16 protein-coding genes are annotated in these 19667 nt (G+C 57.5%); 11 read left to right on the forward strand and 5 right to left on the reverse strand.

Annotated features, from left to right (window positions below; translation table 11 throughout):
- The gene (locus EQV90_RS05700) at positions 1-702 is read right to left on the reverse strand and encodes a response regulator transcription factor (protein ID WP_003445448.1); all 702 of its coding nucleotides are present in this window, start codon (positions 700-702) and stop codon (positions 1-3) included.
- Between the two features lie 178 nt (positions 703-880).
- Here EQV90_RS05700 and EQV90_RS05705 point away from each other — a divergent pair, with 178 nt between their 5' ends.
- Genes EQV90_RS05705 through EQV90_RS05715 form a run of 3 tightly spaced genes read left to right on the forward strand, consistent with a single transcriptional unit; the run spans position 881 to position 5834 of the window.
- Positions 881-1990: an efflux RND transporter periplasmic adaptor subunit gene (locus tag EQV90_RS05705; protein WP_240877857.1), complete on the forward strand. Its 1110-nt coding sequence runs from the start codon at positions 881-883 to the stop codon at positions 1988-1990.
- A 47-nt stretch (positions 1991-2037) separates the two neighbouring features.
- Complete coding sequence (locus EQV90_RS05710; RefSeq protein WP_003445445.1) at positions 2038-5139, forward strand: efflux RND transporter permease subunit; 3102 nt, start codon at positions 2038-2040, stop codon at positions 5137-5139.
- Positions 5140-5195: 56 nt separating this feature from the next.
- Positions 5196-5834, forward strand: coding sequence for a DUF1345 domain-containing protein (locus EQV90_RS05715; protein ID WP_003445443.1), 639 nt, complete (start codon positions 5196-5198; stop codon positions 5832-5834).
- Positions 5835-5936: 102 nt separating this feature from the next.
- On the opposite strand, the gene hppD is transcribed toward EQV90_RS05715, so the two are convergent.
- Positions 5937-7013, reverse strand: coding sequence for a 4-hydroxyphenylpyruvate dioxygenase (hppD, locus tag EQV90_RS05720; RefSeq protein ID WP_003445442.1), 1077 nt, complete (start codon positions 7011-7013; stop codon positions 5937-5939).
- Between the two features lie 298 nt (positions 7014-7311).
- Between hppD and EQV90_RS05725 the strand changes: the two genes are divergently transcribed.
- The 3 genes from EQV90_RS05725 to gloA all read left to right on the forward strand — a co-directional run bounded on the left by EQV90_RS05725 (position 7312) and on the right by gloA (position 10420).
- On the forward strand, positions 7312-8862 hold the full coding sequence (locus tag EQV90_RS05725) for an EAL domain-containing protein (protein WP_240877858.1): 1551 nt from the start codon (positions 7312-7314) through the stop codon (positions 8860-8862).
- A 251-nt stretch (positions 8863-9113) separates the two neighbouring features.
- Positions 9114-9473, forward strand: a complete 360-nt coding sequence (locus tag EQV90_RS05730; protein WP_003445439.1) for a histone-like nucleoid-structuring protein, MvaT/MvaU family — start codon at positions 9114-9116, stop codon at positions 9471-9473.
- A 425-nt stretch (positions 9474-9898) separates the two neighbouring features.
- On the forward strand, positions 9899-10420 hold the full coding sequence (gene gloA / locus EQV90_RS05735) for a lactoylglutathione lyase (RefSeq protein ID WP_003445437.1): 522 nt from the start codon (positions 9899-9901) through the stop codon (positions 10418-10420).
- A gap of 53 nt (positions 10421-10473) precedes the next feature.
- Here gloA and ahpF read toward each other — a convergent pair whose 3' ends face one another.
- The 3 genes from ahpF to EQV90_RS05750 form a co-directional block, all read right to left on the reverse strand.
- Positions 10474-12027 (reverse strand): alkyl hydroperoxide reductase subunit F, encoded by a 1554-nt coding sequence (ahpF, locus tag EQV90_RS05740; protein ID WP_003445435.1) that lies wholly within the window; start codon positions 12025-12027, stop codon positions 10474-10476.
- A gap of 128 nt (positions 12028-12155) precedes the next feature.
- Entirely contained in the window at positions 12156-12719 is a 564-nt protein-coding gene (ahpC, locus tag EQV90_RS05745) for an alkyl hydroperoxide reductase subunit C (protein ID WP_003445433.1), read from the reverse strand.
- Between the two features lie 167 nt (positions 12720-12886).
- Positions 12887-13825: a site-specific integrase gene (locus EQV90_RS05750; RefSeq protein ID WP_240877859.1), complete on the reverse strand. Its 939-nt coding sequence runs from the start codon at positions 13823-13825 to the stop codon at positions 12887-12889.
- A 178-nt stretch (positions 13826-14003) separates the two neighbouring features.
- On the opposite strand from EQV90_RS05750, the gene EQV90_RS05755 reads away from it, so the two are divergent.
- From EQV90_RS05755 to efeO (EQV90_RS05775), 5 genes are all read left to right on the forward strand, one after another.
- Entirely contained in the window at positions 14004-15002 is a 999-nt protein-coding gene (locus EQV90_RS05755) for a DNA-binding protein (RefSeq protein ID WP_240877860.1), read from the forward strand.
- 231 nt (positions 15003-15233) lie between these two features.
- Entirely contained in the window at positions 15234-16076 is an 843-nt protein-coding gene (efeU, locus tag EQV90_RS05760) for an iron uptake transporter permease EfeU (RefSeq protein WP_003445418.1), read from the forward strand.
- An 8-nt stretch (positions 16077-16084) separates the two neighbouring features.
- Positions 16085-17269 (forward strand): iron uptake system protein EfeO, encoded by a 1185-nt coding sequence (efeO, locus tag EQV90_RS05765; protein ID WP_240877861.1) that lies wholly within the window; start codon positions 16085-16087, stop codon positions 17267-17269.
- Between the two features lie 26 nt (positions 17270-17295).
- Positions 17296-18615, forward strand: a complete 1320-nt coding sequence (efeB, locus tag EQV90_RS05770) for an iron uptake transporter deferrochelatase/peroxidase subunit (protein WP_240877862.1) — start codon at positions 17296-17298, stop codon at positions 18613-18615.
- 32 nt (positions 18616-18647) lie between these two features.
- Positions 18648-19472: an iron uptake system protein EfeO gene (gene efeO, locus EQV90_RS05775; protein WP_240877863.1), complete on the forward strand. Its 825-nt coding sequence runs from the start codon at positions 18648-18650 to the stop codon at positions 19470-19472.
- Positions 19473-19667: the final 195 nt, after the last annotated feature.

The following is a 19667-nucleotide window of genomic DNA, read 5'->3' on the forward strand; positions in this document are numbered from 1 at the left end:
TCAACATTCCCACTCGGAGCGGCTGAACAGGTAGCCCTTGCCCCATACGGTCTTGATCTTGCGCGCTTCGCCGGCGCAGTCGTCGAACTTGCGCCGCAACTTGGAGATGGCCACGTCCACCGAGCGGTCGGTGCCATTGAACTCGATACCGCGCAAACGCTGGAGGATTTGATCGCGACTCAACACTTCTCCGGCATGCCGGGCCAGTACCACCAGCAGGTTGTATTCGCCGCTGGACAATTCAATGCCCTGTTCGCGCCAGGTCACGGTACGTTCCGACAGGTCGATGCAGAGGTTGCCGATAATGATCCGGTCACTGGCCACGTGGGGTTCGACCAGGCTGCTGCGACGCAACAAAGTACGAACCCGGGCCAGCAGCACACGGGGGTCGCAAGGTTTTGTCACATAATCGTCGGCGCCCATCTCTAGCCCCAGCACCTGATCATGGCTATCGTCGCGCGCTGTCAACATCAGGATCGGCAAACTTGCCGAGTCGGCTCGCAACAAACGGCAGACTTGCAGGCCATCAAGACCCGGTAACATCAGGTCAAGAATAACCAGATCAGGTGGATTGCTTTTTGCGCGCTCACGGACTTGATCGCCTCGGGCAATCACGCTGACCTGGTAACCGTTGCGCTCCAGATAGCTGGCAATCAGCTCCGAGAGGGCAGCGTCGTCTTCGACCAGCAAAATAGTGGGCATAATAAATGCTTACAACCAGGGGAAAACCCGAAGGATATACAACCTCACATGGATAGGCGCACAACCTTCACACTTTTTCACATACCACCTACACAGCTTCACAACGCCCCTTGCGTGCTGCCCTTAGCATGCAGGAGCACTTACAGAAATATCCCGCATATATAAGAAGGCACGATCGTTGAAAAAGCTCTTCGCCCCCCTCTGCCTCTCGGCACTGGCTCTGACCCTCAGTGCCTGTGATAAAAGCCCGGTCGCCGAGACCAAGGCTCCTTTGGCCAAAGTTCGCACCGAAGTCATTGCCACCGCGCCCCTGTCGATCAATAACGAACTCAGTGGCCGGGTGGTTGCCCCGCGCGTGGCGCAAGTCAGTGCCCGGGTCGCCGGAGTGGTATTGAAGCGGATGTATACCGAAGGCAGTGAAGTCAAACAGGGTGAGGTGCTGTTCCTGATTGATCCCGCTCCGTTCAAGGCAGATCTGGACAGCGCCCAGGCAGCCCTGAGCAAATCCAGAGCACTTGCCATGCAGGCCAAACTTCAGGATCAGCGTTACAGCGAGCTGGTTGAAAGTAACGCCATCAGTCGTCAGGACTATGACAATGCCCGGGCCCAGGCCCAGCAGGCCGATGCCGATGTGGCTGCCAATCAGGCCGCCGTGCGCCGCGCCCAGTTGAACCTGGGGTATGCCACTGTTACGGCGCCGATCTCCGGGCGCATTGGCCGGGCACTGGTGACTGAAGGCGCCCTGGTGGGCCAGGGCGAAGTCACCCCGCTGGCCCGTATTCAGCAACTGAACCCGATCCATGTCGACCTTACTCAGTCCACCCGCGACCTCGACAATCTGCGCGAGTCATTCCGCGCCGGCGAGTTGCAGCAGGTGGGCAAGAACCAGGCCCGGGCCACGCTGATCCGTGATAACGGCAGCCTTTATCCGCTGCCCGGCAAGTTGCTGTTCACCGACGTGAGTGTTGATCCAAGTACCGGACAGATCATTTTGCGCAGCGAGTTCCCGAATCCGGATTACGATTTGCTGCCCGGCAGCTTTGTCCGTGTGCGCCTGGAGCAGGCGGTCAACAAAGAAGCCATCAGCGTGCCCCAGCGGGCGATTTTGCGAGACAGTGCCGGGGTTGCCCAAGTGTTGTTGCTGGATGCGGATAACCGCGTCAAACAGCAGCCGGTACAACTGGGCAGCGTTCAGAACGATCGCTGGATCGTCAATGCCGGCCTCAAGGCAGGTGACCGTATTGTGATTGAAGGTTTGCAGCATGCCCGTGCGGGTGAGCAAGTGTAGATCGACGATCCGAAACTCCCTCTCGCACACTCCACGGATCAGTGAGCATGCCGCAGTTCTTTATCGACCGCCCGGTCTTTGCCTGGGTCGTTGCGTTGTTTATCGTGCTGGCCGGGGCTTTGGCCATTCCGCAATTGCCGGTTGCCAAATACCCGGTGGTCGCCCCGCCACAGGTTGAGGTCTATGCCGTGTACCCCGGCGCATCGGCACAAACCCTGGACGAAAGCGTGGTCAGCCTGATCGAGCAGGAGCTCAACGGTACTGACGGCCTGCTGTATTTCGAATCCCAGAGCAGCCTGGGCAGCGCCAGTATCACCGCGACGTTCAAGCCCGGTACCGATCCGGAGATGGCGCAGGTCGATGTCCAGAACCGTCTCAAGACCGTTGAGTCGCGCCTGCCCCAGGCAGTGATTCAACAAGGCTTGCAGGTGGAGAAGATTTCCTCGGGCTTCCTGATGCTGGTGACCCTGACAGCCAGCAAGGACAGCAACCTCGACGAAGTTGCGCTCAGCGATTATCTGGCGCGCAACGTGATGAACGAAATCAAGCGCGTGGAGGGTGTCGGCAAGGCCCAGCTATATGGCGCCGAACGGGCGATGCGGATCTGGATCAACCCGCAGAAGCTGATCGGTTTCAACCTCACGACCACTGACGTGAACAATGCCATTGCCAGTCAGAATGCCCAGGTTGCCGCCGGCAGCATCGGCGACTTGCCAGGCAGCAAGACCCAGGAAATCACTGCCACGGTGCTGGTCAAGGGTCAGCTGTCAAGCCCGCAGGAGTTTGCCGATATTGTCCTGCGCGCCAATCCGGACGGCTCTACCGTACGTATTGGCGATGTTGCACGGGTCGAGATCGGTAGCCAGGAGTATCAATACGGCACCCGCCTCAACGGCAAGTCGGCCAGTGCTTTCAGCGTGAAACTGGCGCCCGAGGCCAACGCCTTGAGTACCGGTAACCTGATCCGCGCCAAGATGGATGAACTGAGCCGCTATTTCCCGGCAGGCGTTGAATACTCCATCCCCTATGACACCACACCCTTCGTCAAGGTCTCGATCACCAAAGTGATCTACACCCTGGTCGAGGCCATGATCCTGGTGTTTGCGGTGATGTATCTGTTCCTGCAGAACATGCGCTACACCCTGATCCCGACTCTGGTGGTGCCGGTGGCCTTGATGGGCACCTTTGCCACCATGCTGGTGATGGGGTTCTCGATCAACGTGCTGACCATGTTCGGCATGGTGCTGGCCATCGGCATTCTGGTGGACGATGCGATTGTCGTGGTGGAAAACGTCGAGCGGATCATGGTCAGCGAGGGGCTGTCGCCGCGCGACGCCACCCGCAAGGCCATGACCCAGATCAGCGGTGCCATTATCGGCATCACCCTGGTGCTGGTGGCGGTGTTTATCCCCATGGCGTTCATGCCGGGCTCGGTGGGCATCATTTACCAGCAGTTCTCGGTGTCGATGGCCACTTCGATTCTGTTCTCGGCATTTTTGGCCCTGTCACTGACCCCGGCCCTGTGCGCGACCCTGCTCAAGCCGATCGCCAAGGGCGAGCACCATGCCAAGGGCGGGTTCTTTGGCTGGTTCAACCGCAAGTTCGAACACCTGTCACAGGGATACGAGCACTGGGTTGTGCACCTGATCAAGCGCAGTGGCCGCTATCTGTTGCTGTACGGCGCGCTGCTGGTGGTGCTGGTGGTGCTTTTTGCCCGCCTGCCCTCCTCGTTTTTGCCGGTTGAAGACCAGGGCTACATCATCACTGATATCCAGTTGCCGCCGGGTGCCAGCCAGAACCGCACAATCAAGGTGGCCGAGCAGATCGAGGCGCACAACGCCAGCGAGCCCGGCATAGGCAACACCACGATGATTCTGGGCTTCAGCTTTTCCGGTAACGGACAGAACGCGGCCCTGGCCTTTACCACCCTTGAAGACTGGTCTGAACGCGGCGCCAAGGACTCGGCTTCGGCCATCGCCGAACGGGCCAACGCCGTGTTTGGCGAACTCAAGGATGCAATAGCCTTCGCTATCCTGCCGCCGCCAGTCAGTGGTCTGGGGACCTCCAGCGGTTTTGAGTTCCGCCTGCAGGACCGTGGCAGCGTCGGCTATGACGCACTGATGCAGGCCCGTAGCGAATTTCTGGCTCTGGCCGAGAAGAGTCCGGTACTGGCCAACGTGCGCGAAAGCGCGCTGGCTGAAAGCCCGCAAGTGCAACTTGAAGTCGACCGCAAACGCGCCAATGCCCTGGGGGTCTCGTTCGCTGACATTGGCGACGTACTGTCGACGGCCGTGGGCTCGGCCTACGTCAATGATTTCCCGAACCAGGGGCGCATGCAGCGGGTTGTGGTGCAGGCAGAGGGTGATCAGCGCAGTCAGGTTGAAGACTTGCTGAAGATCAATGTGCGCAACAACCTGGGGAAAATGGTGCCGCTCTCGGCCTTTGTCGAAGCCCGCTGGATTCAGGGGCCGGCGCAACTGACGCGTTATAACGGCTACCCGGCCATCAGTATTTCCGGTGAGTCAGCCCCCGGGCGCAGTACCGGCGAGGCAATGATCGAGGTTCAGCGTCTGGTGGATCAGTTGCCTGCCGGGCTGGGCCTGGAGTGGACCGGTTTGTCCCTGCAGGAAAAACTGTCCGGAGCCCAGGCCCCGATTTTGCTGGGCTTGTCGTTGCTGTTCGTGTTCCTGTGCCTGGCCGCCTTGTATGAAAGCTGGTCGATTCCGACTGCGGTCTTGCTGGTCGTACCCCTGGGTGTACTCGGGGCCGTATTGGCCGTGACGTTGCGCGGGATGCCCAATGACGTGTTCTTCAAGGTTGGCTTGATCACCATCATTGGCCTGTCGGCGAAAAACGCCATTCTGATCATCGAGTTTGCCAAGACCCTGTATGACGAAGGGCATGATCTGGTAGATGCCACGGTGCAAGCCGCACGCCTGCGCTTGCGGCCGATTGTGATGACCTCACTGGCCTTCGTTCTCGGGGTGGTGCCTCTGGCGATTGCCACCGGGGCCAGTTCGGCCAGTCAACAGGCCATCGGTACCGGGGTAATTGGCGGCATGATCGTCGCCACCCTGGCCGTGGTGTTTGTACCGGTGTTCTTTGTGGTGGTGATGAAACTGGTGAGAAGCAAGCCGCGCCAGCTGTAACAGGTTCTGCCCGTGGTAAGGTGCTGCATCAATTAGTAACAGGGATTGTCTTGTCGATGTCGCACCTTGCCCGCACTCATCCTCGCCTGACCGTTGCCACCCTGCTTGGGGTCGCGGTCGGCATCTTTGCTCCCGCTGCAACCCTGACGACCAAGTTCTTGCTGGGCTGGAATGTCTGTGTCTGGTTGTATCTGGGATTGACCCTGTGGCTGGTGATTCGCTCCGCAGCCAGCGACGTAAAAAGCACCGCCGAAGTCGAAGATGAAAATGCCAGCATGGTGTTGTTCACCGTTTGCATCGCCGCCATTGCCAGTCTGGCGGCCATCACCCTCGAGCTGTCAGGCAACAGCAAACTCGATCAATCCGAGCAACTGATGCACTACGGGTTTACCGGGCTGACGGTGGTGGGGTCGTGGCTGATGATCGGGGTGATTTTCAGCCTGCACTATGCGCGGCTGTTTTATAACAATGAGGGGCCGGAGCCGGCCTTGCGTTTTCCGGAGGGGGAGCTGAACCCGGATTACTGGGATTTTCTGTACTTCTCTTTCACCCTCAGCGTTGCGGTACAGACGTCGGACGTGTGCATCGCTACCCGTGAGATGCGCAAAGCCGTGCTGGTGCATTCGCTGTTAGGCTTTTTGTTCAACACTGCGGTACTGGGCTTCTCGATCAATATTGCGGCGGGATTGTTTTAAGTAACCGAACTGTTGGAGCCGGCCTGCGATGCAGTCCATGCGGTGTTACTGGTGAACCGCAGACTGCCATCGCTGGCAAGCCAGCCCCTACAGGATGGATGTTTAATCGGTGCTCAACACGCCACGGCGCACCTGGTCGCGTTCGATGGACTCAAACAACGCCTTGAAGTTGCCTTCGCCGAATCCGTCATCACCCTTGCGCTGGATGAACTCGAAGAACACCGGCCCCATCAGGGTTTCCGAGAAGATTTGCAGCAACAAGCGCTTGTCACCCGGCTCGGAAGAGCCATCCAGCAAAATGCCCCGCGACTGCAGCTGATCTACCGGTTCGCCGTGATCAGGCAGACGGCCTTCGAGCATTTCATAGTAGGTGTCGGGCGGCGCGGTCATGAAGCGCATGCCTATGCCCTTCAGTGCGTCCCAGGTCTTGATCAGGTCGTCACACAGGAAGGCCACATGCTGGATGCCTTCACCGTTGAACTGCATCAGGAACTCTTCGATCTGCCCTGCGCCTTTGGATGATTCTTCATTCAAAGGAATGCGGATCATGCCGTCCGGTGCGGTCATTGCCTTGGAGGTCAGGCCGGTGTATTCACCCTTGATATCGAAGTAGCGAATTTCACGGAAATTGAACAGCTTCTCGTAGAAGTTGGCCCAATAGGCCATGCGCCCGCGATAAACGTTGTGGGTCAGGTGGTCGATGATTTTCAGGCCGGCTCCCACCGGATGACGATCAACACCTTCAATGAACACAAAATCGATGTCGTAGATCGAGCTGCCTTCGCCGTAGCGATCAATCAAGTACAGTGGCGCGCCACCGATACCCTTGATTGCCGGCAGGTTCAGCTCCATGGGGCCGGTGGGAATTTCGATGGGTTGCGCACCCAGTTCCAGCGCCCGGGAAAATGCCTGTTGCGCATTGCGCACGCGGAAGGCCATACCGCACACCGAAGGACCGTGCTCTGCGGCAAAATAAGAAGCTACGCTATGGGGCTCATTGTTGAGGATCAGATTGATCTCGCCCTGGCGATACAGGTGCACGTCTTTGGAACGGTGGCTGGCCACCTTGGTGAAGCCCATAATTTGAAAAATGGGTTCGAGGGTGTTGGGTACCGGGGACGCGAATTCGATGAATTCAAAGCCCATCAGGCCCATTGGGTTTTCGTATAGATCGGCCATTTTGGCGCCTCATCATGGTCATTTTTAGAATTAACAGAAGGTTATTTGCTAAGAATGCTGAGGCTGACGGGAGGCGCGCACGAGATCCCGCGTACACTGCGAGCCAGGAAATCGCCGTAGATCAATTGGAACCCGAATATCTTCATTTCGACCCATCTCTTACGCGGAGGGGCTTCTGCTGGCAGAAGTCATTATTCTTGTATGCGTAAGCCGATTCTACATGGCGTAATCCGGTTTGTCTTACATCATGTTAACCAGCTGTCTTTAATCAGCCTTTACCCCTAGCCCAGGATATGCAATGCCATTAACGCTGAAGTCGACCCGCAAATGGACTGATCGCTATGCGTTGGTTCTGCTCAGTGGATTGCTGCCCGTGGTACTCGGCATGTGTATTATTTTTTGGCAGGCCAATCGAGCCCTGGAGTTTGAGGCCACCCACACCGCGCAAGAAGCCATTCGCCAGTTTGACTTGATGCTCGACAATGCCGCACAGGCAGCCGATGTGATGCTGCCGATGGCGGGGCGCGATTGCGCCCAGGTGGAGCTGGCGTTGCGTGACCAGGTGACGCGCCGGCCTTTCGTGCGCGCGGTGAACATGGTGTGGGACAACCTGATTTATTGCACCTCCCTGTTCGGCCCCTTCAAAGAAATCGTAAACCCGGATGAATATGCCAAAGGCGAGCTCAAGCTGATGGCCGGCAATCCGGTAACGCCCAACGACCCGTTGCTGGTCTACAGGCGCGAGGAAGGCAAAGCAGGGGTGCTGGTCAGCCTGTATGGCGCACATCTGGTCAATGTTTTGGGCTTGATCAATCAGTACACGCAATTACTGATTCAAGTGGGCAGTGATTCGATCGATAAGTATGGCCAGGTGCGTGACGCTACGGCCGAGCCTTTTCCGGTGGCACAAGTCAGTGTCGCCTCCACCCAGTACCCCTACCAGGTTGTTGCGGGATTCGGCCCCGGAACGGTCGGGCGTTTTGTATGGGCGCGATACACCGGACTGATGGGCTTGTTTGTATTTTTGGGGCTGGTGTCTGCTTTAACGGTGCACTGGTTAAATAAGCGCTCATCTTCACCCACCCATGAATTGCAGCGTGGTCTGGACGCGGCAGAGTTTATTCCTTACTTCCAGCCGGTCGTACGCAGCGATACTAAGCAATGGGCCGGAGCCGAAGTGTTGATGCGCTGGCAGCATCCCAGAGAAGGACTGGTACGTCCTGACTTGTTTATTCCGTTTGCCGAACACTCGAGCCTGATAGTGCCAATGACCCGCTCGCTGATGCAGCAAACTGCCCGGCTACTGGCGCCCCACGCCTCCAGCATGGAGCCCGGCTTCCATATAGGCTTCAATATCGCGGCCAGCCATTGTCAAAACCTTGAACTAATTGATGATTGCCGCGAGTTCCTGGACGCTTTCCCGGCAGGGCAAATCACCCTGGTTCTGGAACTGACCGAACGCGAGTTGATTGTGCCCACTGCAATCACCCATCAATTATTCTCGGCACTCCATAGCCTGGGCGTGATGATTGCCCTTGATGATTTTGGCACCGGCCATTCGAGCCTGAGTTACTTGCATGAGTTCAACATTGATTACTTGAAAATCGATCAAAGTTTTGTCGCAATGATCGGCGTGGACGCCCTGTCCAGACACATTCTCGACAGTATTATCGAGCTCAGTGCAAAACTGGACCTGGGAATAGTCGCCGAAGGGATTGAAACACAAGAACAAAGCGACTATCTGGCGTCTAAAGGGGTGGTGTTTTTACAAGGTTATCTGTTCGCCCGCCCCTTGCCCGCCCCTGACTTCATCAAATCTTTAGTGGCGCGCCCTGCACCGACGCAATAAATACTTGCCTCTATGAACCTGCCCCCTTCGGGGCAAAGTCTTTTGTTAATTGTGCGGGTTCATGGCTTGGCAGTGTGACAATTAACAACTACAATTTTTTCGATTGTTTAAAGGTTGTCACGTTATTTAAAAAGGTCATGGACGGTGTTCAGGTGTTCAAGGTACTGGACCCGGCCCCTGGCCCATGCACTTCAATCATCATTAAAACACTCCGGCTCTCCAAGGCCGGACCAGTGAATGGAGTAATGACTTTGTCCAGACTCGCTGAATTTCGCGCTGCTGAGAAAGCACTTAAAGAGCAGATTGCCCAGCTCGAAGCATTGAAAAATAACGCCGGACTTAAAAGAGAAATTGAGTTCGAGCAAAAACTCAAAGACTTGATGAAGTTCTATGGCAAGAACCTTCGGGACATTATTGCCATTCTTGACCCCGGCACGGTTGCCCCCAGGTCCGGTGCCGCCCCCAAACAACGCAAGGCCCGCGTACTCAAGGTTTATCAAAACCCGCATACCGGTGAACTTATCGAAACTAAAGGCGGCAACCACCATGGCTTGAAGGCATGGAAAGAACAATACGGTGCCAGCACCGTGGATTCATGGTTGCGTCATTAAAGTCTGCACCCAATAAAAAGCCCTGCCCATGCAGGGCTTTTTATTGGACGGCAATATCACGGGAGCCAGATGTACGGAATGATTCAAGTCAATAATTCAAGACACTCCCGTGCCCATCTCTGGCGCCGACCGCAGCTTTACCAGGCACGACAGCCATGAAAGCTCCGGGGCGGACAGACAGTCTTCAAATAACAGGTCCTTTCACAGATTTTTCACACCAATGGTCACAGGATGGGGGCTGCTAAAGGACTAGCGCCCCATGCCCGCTTCGGCGGGCTTCTTTTTGCCCGGAATTTGCCAAGACCCGCCGCGCTGATGCCTGCCCCGGCTGAAAACGGGTTTGGCGCAAGCCACCGGATTCCGTATCATTCGCCCATCACGCTCACCGTAGCGACCGATCACCACGTATCACTTTCGGAGGGTTCATGAGCCTGCAAGACCTGAACAACATCCCTGGCGTCACTGGCGAACCAGACAGCGCTACCCAGAATTTTGTCTTCAACCACACCATGCTCCGCGTCAAGGACATCCATAAGTCCCTGGATTTCTATACCCGGGTGCTGGGCTTCTCGCTGGTTGAAAAGCGCGACTTCCCGGAAGCCGAATTCAGCCTGTATTTCCTGGCGCTGGTTGATAAGGCACAGATCCCGGCTGACGATGCCGCCCGTACCCTGTGGATGAAGTCGATTCCCGGCATTCTGGAACTGACCCACAACCACGGTTCGGAAACCGACGACAGCGTTGTCTACCACAACGGCAACACTGACCCGCGCGGCTTTGGCCACATTTGCATCTCGGTGCCGGACATCGTTGCCGCCTGCGAACGCTTCGAGGCGCTGGGTGTGGACTTCCAGAAGCGCCTGACTGACGGGCGCATGAAGTCGCTGGCATTTATCAAAGACCCGGACGGCTACTGGGTCGAGATTATCCAGCCGCAACCGATGTAAACCGGATGCAAAAAAAAACCCATGATCGCTCATGGGTTTTTTGTTTCAGCCGGTTATTCCGAGCGGATCAGGTGATCAAAAGCACTCAGCGAAGCTTTGGCGCCCTCGCCCACCGCAATCACGATCTGCTTGTATGGCACGGTAGTGACGTCGCCGGCGGCAAAGATGCCGGGGATGCTGGTTTCACCACGGGCATCAACCACGATCTCGCCGCGAGGTGAAAGCTCGATCGTACCTTTAAGCCAGTCAGTGTTCGGCAGCAAGCCGATCTGGACAAAAATCCCTTCCAGCTCGACGTGGTGCAACTCGTCTGTGGCCCGATCCTTGTAACGCAGACCATTGACCTTCTGACCGTCGCCTGTGACTTCGGTGGTCAGGGCATTGGTAATCACGGTTACGTTCGGCAAGCTGTTGAGCTTGCGCTGCAACACCGCATCGGCCCGCAGTTTGGTATCGAACTCAAGCAGGGTGACGTGAGAAACGATACCCGCCAGGTCGATTGCCGCTTCAACACCCGAGTTGCCACCGCCGATAACTGCAACGCGCTTGCCTTTGAACAGCGGGCCGTCACAGTGCGGGCAGTAAGCGACGCCACGGCTGCGGTATTCCTGCTCGCCGGGTACATTCATCTCTCTCCAGCGGGCACCGGTTGCCAGAATCACGGTCTTGGCTTTCAGCGAGGCACCACTGGCAAATTTCACCTCATGCAACTCGCCCGCCTTGCCCGGCAGCAGCTTGTCGGCACGCTGCAGGTTCATGATGTCGACGTCGTATTGCTTGACGTGCTCTTCAAGGGCGGTGGCCAGTTTTGGCCCTTCAGTTTCCTGCACCGAGATAAAGTTCTCGATGGCCATGGTATCCAGCACCTGGCCGCCAAAGCGTTCAGCGGCGACGCCGGTACGAATGCCTTTACGTGCCGCATAAATGGCAGCCGCTGCGCCGGCCGGACCACCGCCTATGACCAGCACATCAAACGCCTCTTTGGCGCTGATTTTTTCGGCCTGACGCTCGATGGCGCCGGTGTCCAGCTTGCCGAGAATTTCTTCCAGACCCATACGGCCCTGGCCGAAGTTCACGCCGTTCAAGTAAACACTGGGAACTGCCATCACCTGACGTTCGGTGACTTCGTCCTGGAACAGCGCGCCGTCAATCGCCACGTGGCGAATGTTCGGGTTCAATACAGCCATCAGGTTCAGCGCCTGCACCACATCCGGACAGTTCTGGCATGACAGCGAGAAATAAGTCTCGAAGTTGAACTCGCCCTTGAGGGCGCGGATCTGTTCAATCACTTCAGGACTGGCTTTCGATGGGTGGCCGCCGACTTGCAGCAAGGCCAGCACCAGCGAAGTAAATTCGTGGCCCATTGGGATGCCTGCGAAACGCAGGCTGATATCGCCGCCCGGGCGGTTCAACGAAAACGAAGGCTTGCGCGCATCGGTACCGTTGTCCAGCAAGGTAATCATGCTGGAAAGGCTGGCGATTTCTTTCAACAAGTCATGCATTTCACGGGATTTCGCACCGTCGTCGAGGGAAGCAACGATCTCGATCGGCTGGGTAACCCGCTCCAGGTATGACTTCAACTGTGCTTTTAGATTGGCGTCCAACATACGGGCGATCTCCTTTGACCTTTAATGCTGTGTAAAAAAAACGCCCGAGCGAATGTCGCCCGGGCGTTTTGAGGGCGATGCTGCGTGCAACTCAGGTGCGGGTCACCGCCCTTGGCTGGCTCACAGGCTTAGATCTTGCCGACCAGGTCGAGCGATGGAGCGAGGGTGGATTCACCTTCTTTCCATTTGGCCGGGCAAACTTCACCCGGGTGAGCAGCAACGTACTGGGCTGCCTTGATTTTACGCAGCAGCTCGGAAGCGTCACGACCAACGCCGCCATCGTTCAGCTCGACGATTTTGATCTGACCTTCAGGGTTGATCACGAAAGTACCGCGGTCAGCCAGGCCTGCTTCTTCGATCAGTACGTCGAAGTTGCGGGAGATGGTCAGCGTAGGGTCGCCGATCATGGTGTACTGGATTTTGCCGATGGCTGGCGAAGTGTTGTGCCAGGCAGCGTGAGCAAAGTGGGTGTCAGTGGACACGCTGTAGATTTCCACGCCGAGTTTTTTGAACTCTTCGTAGTTGTCAGCCAGGTCTTCCAGTTCGGTCGGGCAAACAAAAGTGAAGTCGGCCGGGTAGAAGAAAACGACAGACCACTTGCCTTTCAGGTCAGCGTCCGACACTTCCACGAAGCTGCCGTTTTTGTATGCAGTAGCTTTGAACGGTTTTACATGGCTGTTGATGATAGGCATCGTTGTCTCTCCGTCAGGGTTGAAAAGTTGATGGGGTGAATCCTAACAACTCATTTCGTATCTGGCTCATTGGCAAAGCTGATGCTGACGATTGGTTTTAGCTATCAGGTGAGCCTATAGATAGTAGAAAACCAAATAGGGGCCACCTTGCGCCATTTCAACCCTCGTCAGACATCGATAACTTTTTGCGCGGTAATGCTCATCCCCGTAAACGGGGTCGCTTCAACATAGCGCATGGCGGACTTTACGTCCTTCCAGCCGACGTAATTCATCAGTGACTTCAAATCCCAGCCACTTTGATGGGCCCATGTTGCAAAACCGCGACGCAGCGAGTGGCTGGTGTATTGCTCTGCAGCAATACCTGCGCGTTCCAGGGCCTGGCGCAGCAGCGCAATTACGCTGTTGGCGTGCAACCCCTCCTCCCCCAGGTTGCCCCAGCGGTCTATGCCACGAAACACCGGGCCGCGGACCAGCGCCGACGTATTGAGCCACTCAATGTAGGCCCGCACCGGGCATAACCGCAGCAAGGCCGGGGTCTGAAAGGTCTTGCCCAGATTGTCGCGGTCACTTTTGCTGCGCGGCAGGTACAGGGTGATACCGGAACCTGGCACCGCTTGCACATGCTCGATCTGCAAGCGGCACAGCTCGTCACTGCGAAACCCGCGCCAGAACCCCAACAGAATCAGGGCCGCATCCCGTCGTGCTCGCAGCAGTGCAGGCTGATCGGCATCGGCTTGCGCCGCCCGGGCCTCACTTTCGAGCCAGTCGACCACCTGCTCCAGGTGCTGCAATTGCAACGGCTCAGCCTGCTTCTCCTGTACCGGGTGCAAGGCCCTGATGCCCTTGAACACTTTGCGCACCACCGGCGCCTTGGTCGGGTCGGCAAACCCCTGGCTGTTATGCCACTGGGCAATGGCCGACAGGCGCAACTTGAGCGTGTTGATTGAGAGCTGGCCGGCGTGAGCCACCAGGTAGCGGGCCACGCTGTCACTGGTGGCAGGCAGGAACCCGCCCCAGGTGACTTCGAAGTGTTCGATGGCTGCCCGATAACTGCGGCGGGTGTTATCGCGGGTCGCGGCGTTTAAGTAGCGATCCAGCTCGCTCATGGGCAGTTCTCTTGATTGGCGTACTGAAAACGGGCCTTAAAAGCAGTTCCAAGGCTCTAACACGGGATAATACCAGTATATCCCGCCTCTTGATTCTTAAATAAAGACAAAATTTAATCGATAATATAGTATGTAATTACATGATACATACCACAGTACATAATCGTAGGAGAAGACCATGGCCCGTGGCGGCGTAAACAAGGCGGTGGTGCAAATTGCACGCACGGCAATCCTGGCCCGTGGCGAACACCCGAGCATTGATGCAGTACGTATCGAGATGGGAAATACCGGGTCGAAAACCACTATCCACCGCTATCTGAAAGAGCTGGAGGAGGTCGATTCACGCCGGGGCGCGCCACAGGAACAGCTCGGAGACGAACTGGCGGAGCTGGTCGCCCGCCTCGCCCAGCGCCTGCAAGAGCAAGCCCAGGAGCCGATCGATCGGGCCCGGGCACACTACGAACAACTCCAGGCAACGCTGCAGGAGCAGCTCGACCAGGCACAACAGACGCAAACCCGGCTCCAGCAGCAACTTGAGATCCAGGGCAATGCACTGAGCCAGGAAACGGCAAATCTTGAGTCCACACGCTCCATGCTGCAGACCGAGCAAACCCGCAACGCTGCACTGAATCAGGCTTGCAGCGACTTTGAGCTGCGCCTCAAAGACCGCGACGAGCAAATTCGCTCGCTGGAAGACAAACACCTGCATGCCCGCGAAGCACTTGAGCACTACCGCAGCGCCGTCAAAGAGCAGCGCGAGCAGGATCAGCGCCGCCACGAAGGACAGGTTCAGCAGATTCAGATGGAACTGCGCCAGGCACAACAAAGTGCACTGGTACGCCAGGATGAGATCACCCAGCTGCATCGCGACAACGAGCGCGTATTGAGCGAAAGCCGCGCACTGGGCAAGGAACTGAATCAGTCCAACGACCAGCAACACAAATTGAGCAACCTCAATGGCCAGCTCAGCAGCCAGTTAACTAAGCTGGAAAACGAGCGCACCCTGCTCCAGGAACGCTTGCGGGTTGCACTTGAGGACAGCGAAGTCTTGCAACAAGCGCAAAGCAAGGCGCAGGAAGCCGGCACGGCATTGACCCTGCGGGCACTAAAAGCCGAAGCAGCACTTGAAAGCCTGAAAGCGCAGAAAGACGACACACCCGAACAAACAGCCGACTAGAAGCCCGTACTCGCTGACGAGGAACGAGGCTGCGATAAGGTGCGAAGGACCGTGCGCGACGTCCGAGAGCCGTGCACAAGGCCTTCGCGGCCTTGGGCCTCGCCAGCGATTACCCGGGTCAAGTCTTTGTTCAGCTAGCGTTCAGCAAATGCAATCGATTCCTGTTTGTAAATGAGTATCAAAATGTTACAAATTGCCACCCTGGCCAATTCGTGACGCGGTACTCATCCCATGCTGGTTCCATTTCTGATCATGCTGCGCGAAGGAATCGAGGCCGCTCTTATAGTCGGCATCATTGCCAGTTACCTCAAACAAACGGGGCGCGGACAGTGGATGCCCGCCGTGTGGACCGGAGTCTTCCTTGCTGTCGCTCTGTCCCTGCTGGTGGGCGGCGGCCTGGAGCTGATGAGTGCAGAGTTCCCGCAGAAACAGCAGGAGCTCTTCGAAGGCATTGTCGGTCTGATCGCCGTCGGCATTCTCAGTTCGATGGTGTTCTGGATGCGCAAAGTGGCGCGCTCCATCAAGCACTCTCTTCACACCTCCCTGGATCACGCCCTCGCGGGGTCAAAACATCAAGTCACGGCACTGATTGCCATGGTGTTCTTTGCAGTTGCCCGCGAAGGACTCGAAACCGTGTTCTTTCTGCTCGCCGTGTTTCAGCAGAGCGAAGGCCCCGCAGCACCGCTGGGCGCCCTGCTCGGTCTGGTCCTCGCCATTTTCGTCGGTTTCGCCATTTATAGCGGCAGCATGCGCTTGAATCTGGGCCTGTTCTTCCGCTGGACCGGACTGTTCATTCTGCTGGTTGCCGCAGGCATTCTGGCCAACTCGGTACAGGCCCTGCACGAAGCCGGCTTGTGGAACCACCTGCAAGGCGTGGTGTTTGATATCAGTGCCGCACTGCCAATGGATGGACCGGCGGGTTCTGTGCTGGCCGGCATGTTCGGGTATCAGGATGCGCCCACAGTGAGCGTGCTTGGCGCCTATGTGATTTACCTGCTGCTGACGCTGGCGATGTTCTTTCGCCCTGCCGCCAGCCCCAAAAACGCCCCCGTTTCTTCAGTGACAAACCCATAAGGTCCTGCATGCCTACCCCTGCAAGCGGTACACCCCCTCGCGCCATGCGCTGGGCGGTGGCCGGCTCGGTGATCGTGATGATCGCGGCCGGCGCTTTGTTCTATTACGCCTCCCAGCTGGCTGCAGCCAAACGCAAGGCTCACAGCTCTGAAATCACCGTGACCATTCACCCCCACAGTTGCGAGCCCGACTCGCTGTCGGTACCCGCAGGCTTCAATAGCTTTCGCATCGTCAACGCCTCCGAGCGGGCTGTGGAGTGGGAAATTCTGGATGGCGTACTGGTGGTCGAGGAGCGTGAAAATATCGCTCCCGGCCTTAGTCAGGTGATCAATGCCACGCTGGCACCCGGGGATTACGCCATCACCTGCGGCTTGCTCAGCAACCCGCGCGGCACCTTGCACGTCACGCCTACTGCCCAATCCCAGGCCAGCGCCAAAGCGCGACCGTCCCTGGTGGCATTTATCGGTCCGCTGTCTGAGTTCCGGGTCTATCTGAACAGCCAGGGCAACGCTTTGATCACGGCGGTGGATGCCTTGTCGCAAGCCATTGCCACGGGCGACCTCGCACAGGCCCGGGCGCTTTACCTGCCCGCCCGCGAGGCTTATCAGCGACTGGCCCCGGCAGCGCAACGCCTGGCCGAACTGGACAACGCCATCAACGCCCGCGCGGACTACTTCGAAAAACGTGAACAGGACCCCGGCTTCGGCGGCTTCCACCGCATCGAGTACGGGCTGTTTTCCCAGAGCAGCACCCAGGGCCTGGGTGTCTTTGCCCAGCAACTGCATGCCAATGCGGTGTTGCTCAAGCAGCAGTTGCTGGCCCAGTCACTGCCTCCCGGGCAATTAGTCAGCATTGTCGCCCGGAGCCTGCATAACCTGGCCGATACCCGCGCCGGTAGCGGCGAAGAAGAGCGTTACAGTCATATCGACCTCAGTGGTTTTGCTGCCAACCTGCAGACCACACGCAAGGTCGTTGATCTGTTGCGTCCTTTACTGGCCAAGAACAATACCGAGCTCCTGCAGCGTATCGATACTGCCAGTACCGCGCTCGAGGCTGAGATCAACAGCCTCAAAACACCCCAGGGTTACATCACTTACGACACCGTGAGCGACCTGCGGCGTCAAGCTATCAGTAACAAGGCCAAGGCTCTGGCCGATGCACTCGATGGAATCGATCCCGCCCTTGGCCTTTGAGGCCTGTAATTGCAGACGAGATGCACATGAGCGACTCAGAAAACAGTCTTGATCCATTCAATCTGCAGCGCCGTCGTGTGCTGCTGGGCATGGGAGTCGCCGGGGCGGCACTGGCAGGCGGCGCTTTGAGCTGCCCGGCCATGGCCGCCAGTGGCGGGCAAAACGTTCAGGTGACCCAGGCCCCGAGCAGCGATAAAACCCGGGACCGGCATGATTATTACGGCCAGCATCAAAACGGTATTCTCACCCCGCGCCCCGCAGCGGGCATGCTGGTGGCTTTTGATGTGCTGGCCAGCGACCGGCAAGACCTGGAACGCCTGTTTCGCACCCTCAATCAACGCATTGCGTTCCTGGTCAAGGGCGGCCCGGCCCCTCAGGCCGACCCAAGGCTGCCGCCTCCTGACTCAGGGATTCTCGGCCCGCAGGTGACACCGGACAACCTGACTGTGACGGTCTCGGTGGGGGCGTCGCTGTTCGATGAGCGCTTTGGCCTGGCGACCGCCAAGCCCAAGCGCTTGAGCCGCATGCAAGGTTTCCCCAACGATGCACTCGAGCCTGCACAGTGCCATGGCGATCTGAGCCTGCAGTTTTGCGCCAACACTGCGGACACCAATATTCACGCCCTGCGCGACATTGTGAAAAACCTGCCGGATTTGTTGCTGGTGCGCTGGAAGCAGGAAGGTACAGTGCCGCCACAAGCGCCGACCAAGCCCGGCGAGCCGGCGCAAAGCGCGCGCAACTTTCTGGGCTTTCGCGATGGCTCGGCCAACCCGGACTCCACCGACAACAGCCTGATGAACAGCATTGTCTGGGTCGGGCCCGAAACTCACGAACCGCACTGGGCGGTCAACGGCAGTTACCAGGCGGTACGCATCATCCGCAACTTCGTGGAGCGCTGGGACCGCACACCGCTGCAAGAGCAGCAAAGTATTTTCGGTCGCAACAAAGCCAGTGGCGCCCCCATGGATGGCGCCCATGAAACCGATGTCCCGGACTACAGCAACGATCCCGATGGCAAAGTGACCAGGCTTGATGCACACATCCGCCTGGCCAACCCGCGCACGGCACAAACCCGCAACAGCCTGATACTGCGTCGACCGTTCAACTACTCCAACGGGGTTAACAAAAACGGCCAGCTGGACATGGGACTGCTGTTCATCTGCTACCAGAGCGATCTGGAACAAGGCTTTATCGCGGTGCAAACCAGACTCAATGGCGAACCCCTGGAGGAATACCTCAAGCCGGTCGGCGGCGGTTACTTCTTCACGCTGCCCGGGGTTCGCGACGAGCAGGATTTCATTGGGCGTTCCTTGCTCAATGCCGCCGCACCTGTTGCCAACGCCTGACCCAATCATCTGAACCCAACCGGAAAAGTCCCATGAAGAAGACGCCATTCGCACTGCTCATCACACTTGGCTTGCTCCATACCCCGCTCTCGGCCCTGGCAGCGACTGCACCGCTGGATCTGGTGGGCCCGGTCTCGGACTACAAGATTTACGTCACCGAGCAGCTGGATCTACTGGCCGACAATACGCAGCAATTTACCGATGCGGTAAAAAAGGGTGATTTGGCCGCAGCCAAAAAGCTCTACGCTCCGACTCGCGTCCATTACGAGTCCATTGAGCCTATTGCCGAACTGTTCAGCGACCTGGACGCGTCGATCGACTCCCGGGTCGACGATCATGAACAAGGGGTAAAAGCCCCGGACTTCACCGGTTTTCACCGCATCGAATACAGCCTGTTTTCCGAGAACAGCACCCAGGGCCTGAATGAACTGGCAGACGGGCTGAACAAAGACGTCCAGGATCTGCAAAAGCGTGTCGCCGGGCTGACGTTCCCGCCTGAGAAAGTTGTCGGTGGCGCCGCTTCGCTGATGGAAGAAGTGGCTGATACCAAGATTTCCGGCGAAGAAGACCGCTACAGCCACACCGATCTGTACGACTTCCAGGGGAACGTTGACGGCGCGAAAAAAATCTTCGACCTGTTTCGCAGCCAGATCCAGCAGAGCGACCAGGCGTTTGCAGCCAAGGTGGACAAGAACTTCGCCACTGTTGACAGGATTCTGGCCAAATACCGTACCCAGGACGGCGGCTTTGAAACCTATGACAAGGTCAAGGACAACGACCGCAAGGCGTTGATTGGCCCCGTCAACACCCTGGCCGAAGACTTGTCGACCTTGCGTGGCAAGCTCGGCCTGAACTAATAGCCTGTTTGAATGCGCCAACCGATGTGACTCGCATCACATGCCCGCAGGTTGGCGCATTAATTACTGAATATTTATATGTGCCCTATCCCGACCTGCATCACTGTTTTATTAGCGCAACAAGCGCTAAAAGATAATGCGTTATTGAAAAGCCTCTAAACGCTGGATGTTTGGACGCGAGAAATGCTTTCCTGA

Origin of the sequence: Pseudomonas sp. TMW22089 (assembly GCF_022496645.1) — a bacterium.
Classification (GTDB): domain Bacteria; phylum Pseudomonadota; class Gammaproteobacteria; order Pseudomonadales; family Pseudomonadaceae; genus Aquipseudomonas; species Aquipseudomonas paraversuta.